At 31.3% G+C, this 3,787-nt stretch carries 5 protein-coding genes; 3 read left to right on the forward strand and 2 right to left on the reverse strand.

Annotation, left to right across the window (positions count from 1 at the left end; translation table 11 throughout):
- Positions 1-92: 92 nt before the first annotated feature.
- Both F0000_RS26595 and F0000_RS26600 read right to left on the reverse strand, forming a co-directional pair.
- Entirely contained in the window at positions 93-290 is a 198-nt protein-coding gene (locus F0000_RS26595; protein ID WP_149627734.1) for a serine hydrolase, read from the reverse strand.
- A gap of 12 nt (positions 291-302) precedes the next feature.
- Positions 303-506, reverse strand: coding sequence for a hypothetical protein (locus F0000_RS26600; RefSeq protein WP_149627735.1), 204 nt, complete (start codon positions 504-506; stop codon positions 303-305).
- Between the two features lie 234 nt (positions 507-740).
- On the opposite strand from F0000_RS26600, the gene F0000_RS26605 reads away from it, so the two are divergent.
- The 3 genes from F0000_RS26605 (at position 741) to F0000_RS26615 (ending at position 3,483) form a co-directional block, all read left to right on the forward strand.
- Complete coding sequence (locus tag F0000_RS26605) at positions 741-1,439, forward strand: hypothetical protein (protein ID WP_149627736.1); 699 nt, start codon at positions 741-743, stop codon at positions 1,437-1,439.
- A 26-nt stretch (positions 1,440-1,465) separates the two neighbouring features.
- Complete coding sequence (locus F0000_RS26610; RefSeq protein WP_149627737.1) at positions 1,466-2,572, forward strand: helix-turn-helix domain-containing protein; 1,107 nt, start codon at positions 1,466-1,468, stop codon at positions 2,570-2,572.
- 71 nt (positions 2,573-2,643) lie between these two features.
- Positions 2,644-3,483, forward strand: a complete 840-nt coding sequence (locus tag F0000_RS26615; RefSeq protein ID WP_149627738.1) for a DUF2911 domain-containing protein — start codon at positions 2,644-2,646, stop codon at positions 3,481-3,483.
- The last annotated feature ends 304 nt before the right edge of the window (positions 3,484-3,787 follow it).

The following is a 3,787-nucleotide window of genomic DNA, read 5'->3' on the forward strand; positions in this document are numbered from 1 at the left end:
TTTTTCCTTTCTACTTCGTTTAAAAAATAAACCGTAGCTATAGCTATGCTTGATTTTTTTGCCTTGCATAAAGAAAAAATAATTCAATGAATTTATACGAATTTTTTAATCACAAATCGTATTAGTTGAATGTTTTTTCCGTTTTTGGTAGGAGATTTGATCCCATTTGGCAAATAGTTTTGTAACGGATCATCTAGTTTTATTTCATTTTTTAAAACCATATCGGCTAATAAAATACCGGTAAATGTTTTAGAAACAGATCCTATTTCAAATACGGAGTTTTCGTCCACGACTGCTTTAGTTTATAAAGATTTAACTCCGTAATTATAATAATGAGTTCCATTATCATCAATAACACCAATGACAATTCCTGGATTCATACTATTCTCAACGCGTGATTTAATATTTTTTTTTACCTTTTCTGATAGATAAGATGTTTGTGCTTTACAAACAGAAAAAAATGTAAAGAAAATAAAAACTAAAAGTGATGTTATGTTTTGTGACATAATGAGTTGTTTAATGATAAGATTATTTAGGTTGTTATCTTATAATATCTTCTAGAGAACTGCTACCTATGCAATAATATATGTACTATAAATCTTTATTTAGTTACATTTTTGGCTATATTTTTATAAATCAAGGTACACATACCGTATACGTACGTTTCTACTGTTACTAATTTTGCTAAGTTATCAACGCTGTTATTCTTTTGTAAAATAAATCTTAAACATGTATATTTTATGAAGCTTTCAATAGTCGTATTTATTTTATCGATAGTTTTTTCTGTAATGAACGTTCTTACTGGTCAGGAAAACTTAAAAACCTTTACTTTTAAAAAAGGAGAAGTCTTAGACCTTATCTTATTAGATTCTCCTCCCAATTCAGAGGCATTGTTTGATAGGTATAAAAAAACAGCCTTTCCTATAGCATTCGCATATGGCTACCAACCTCAACCTGGGTTTAAGATATCAAAACTCACAATGGGAACACATCTACCAGCTAGTTTTATAGTTGGTAAATGGACTACTAGAGAAAAACGAGAAGGTTTCTTAACCAATATTGTAAAAAAAGTTCCTGATTTTCACTCACAACGCAGAAAGCTTTTTACCTATTTTGGACTAACGTATTATGAAATATTGGAGGATATGGAGTTTTCTATAGACACTTCAAAATATACTGTAGTTACAGCATTATGGAAAAAGAATATCGTTACCTATACCAAATTTCTAAAAGAATGGAAAGCTCATATTAGTACATCGGGAGGTAAAATCATTACAACATTAAAAGGAGGTACTTCTCCGGTAGGGTATTATTATAACCCGGATACATTGATTATTGCAGTCTGGGAAGATGCTAACGGATTTCAATCTTTTACCGCAAAGTATCCATTATCTGCATATGAGGGATTGCAAAATGTACATCAATTTGTAATTGATTAACTAACTTGCTCTATAAAGAGGTGTCTATGCAAACAATTCTCAATCAATTTGTCTATTTTGGCTTCTTTCAGAGCCTTCTTTTATTGATGATTTATCTTTTTTCCCCTGGAAAAAGAAAACATATTAGTGGGTATATGGCATTTCTGATACTGACTCTTTTTATTGGATTATTTGGTAAAGTATTGTATAGTGCCGGAGTATGGAACCGTAATTTTAGATTGATTGCTTTTTCTGAGCTCTCTGCTTTACTTTTTGGCCCAACTGTTTATCTATTTACACGTGCCATATTACAAAAAAAAGTGTATTCTCATCAAGATCTAATACATTATATTCCAGGGTTTTTATACTCAGTATTTATTATAGTGTATTTTATGATTCCATCTGATCTGGTAATAAGAGGACGTAGTAGTACTGGTGAATTAAAACGGGTTATTTATGGTTGCCACGCATTAGGTTTGGTAGTTAACACAACCTATTGGGGGCTTGCCTTAAAGATATTCAAGACCTTTCAAAACAAGGTTAGAAATGAACTTTCTTACAATTTACGAACTAGGTTTATTATCAATTTTTTACTGATAATAGGTATTTGCCTGTGTATTTGGATACTATTATATAGTATTAGTCTGCTTGGATATGAGATGTTAGAGCGTGACGCACGGCCTTATATCTGGATTGTTCTTACTCTGGTGATTCTTTTTATTACATATTACGGAATGGTATCTCCACAAGTACTACGTATCGTTCCGGAAACTCTGGCACGCAAATACGCTCAGTCTAAGCTAAGTGTAACTGACATGGAACATCTAAAAATAAAATTAGAAAATTTGATGCATGAAAAGAAGCCTTTTTTAAATAGCAAATTGCTTAAAGCAGAATTAGCAGAAATGCTGGGAGTAAGTAATCCGGAATTGGCGAGATTGCTAAATGAGAATATAGGCATGAATTTTTTTGAATATGTAAATTATTACAGAATCAAAGAGTTTGTATCTCTGGCAAAAACAGAAAGAGCAAAACAACTCACTTTTTTTGGAATAGCTCAGGAAGCAGGGTTTAATTCCAAAACTACCTTTAATAAATCATTCAAAAAACTGATGGGTACATCCCCCTCAACATATTTTGATCAAAATCTATAAAAATAAAATCTATATCAAACTAAAATTAATTGATAAAAGCTCAATTTAATTTTTTAAAATACTTAAAACAAATGAAAAAAAATATATTAGTATTATACATCCTTTTTGTCTCTATATCCATTCAGGCACAATTAAGGGTTCCCAGCCTTAGCCCTTTGGCTACAGTACAACAAAATATCGGGCTTACAGCGGTAGAAGCAACTTATTCACGCCCTAGTAAGAGAGGGCGAACTATTTTTGGTAAAAATGGATTATTGCCTTATGGAGAATTATGGCGTACAGGAGCGAATGCAGCTACTAAGATTACATTTTCTGATAAAGTAACAATTGGAGGGCAATCATTAGAAAAAGGCAGTTATACGATTGTAAGTATTCCACGAGAAAAAGAATGGCAAATACATTGGTATTCTTATCAGAGTAGTAATTGGAATACTTATGCAAAAAAACAACCGATCATAACATTACGACTTCCAGTACAGCATCTGGTTTCAACAGTAGAGACTTTTGAGATACAGTTTCGGCAAACTACATTAGATAGTGCCGTTTTTACTCTAATATGGGAGAACACAATGCTACAAACTCCTATTGTAGTAGATGTAACTGACAAGGTGTTAAAAGATATAGAAAAAACGTTATCAGGGCCTACCAATACAGAGTATTTTCAAGCAGCCTTATATCTTCATGAATCTAATACAGATTTAGAAAAAGCACTGGAATATATTCAAAAAGTAACAGCTTCTGATACCGCCTTATTTTTTCAGGTAACAAGAGAAGCTATGATATTAAAAGATTTAGGTAACAAAAAGAAAGCTATGATAGTTGCCAGACGTGCACTTACACTTTCTGAAAAAGCCAACAGCAAAGATTTTATTAGAATCAATAAAAAACTTATTAAAGAATTAGATTCTTAAATTGTTTGTGATACCTTTATTAATCACAGATCATTGTTTAATTGAAATCGTACCATTTTTATATAAATCTAACGCCATGGTTAATAAGAATTGGATAGTAGCCATTGGTAAATCTTTTGAAGGATCAATTCTAAAAATTTTCATTCTGGATCGATTTCCTGTTTCTAATACTGCATGCTTAAGGTTACCTCTAAAATTAATTTATTTTTAATCAAATAGTTATAGTATTTTACTGACTAAACACAGGTGAGATGAATAGTTACAAACGCACAGGAACAACTTCTTTATTTTCAGAAAGTTATCG

Origin of the sequence: Aquimarina sp. RZ0 (assembly GCF_008370685.1) — a bacterium.
GTDB lineage: Bacteria > Bacteroidota > Bacteroidia > Flavobacteriales > Flavobacteriaceae > Aquimarina.

Coding starts and splice junctions, on each gene's coding strand:
- F0000_RS26600 (WP_149627735.1), bottom strand. CDS start 506: ATGTCACAAAACATAACATCACTTTTAGTTTTTATTTTCTTTACATTT.
- F0000_RS26605 (WP_149627736.1), top strand. CDS start 741: ATGAAGCTTTCAATAGTCGTATTTATTTTATCGATAGTTTTTTCTGTA.
- F0000_RS26610 (WP_149627737.1), top strand. CDS start 1,466: ATGCAAACAATTCTCAATCAATTTGTCTATTTTGGCTTCTTTCAGAGC.
- F0000_RS26615 (WP_149627738.1), top strand. CDS start 2,644: ATGAAAAAAAATATATTAGTATTATACATCCTTTTTGTCTCTATATCC.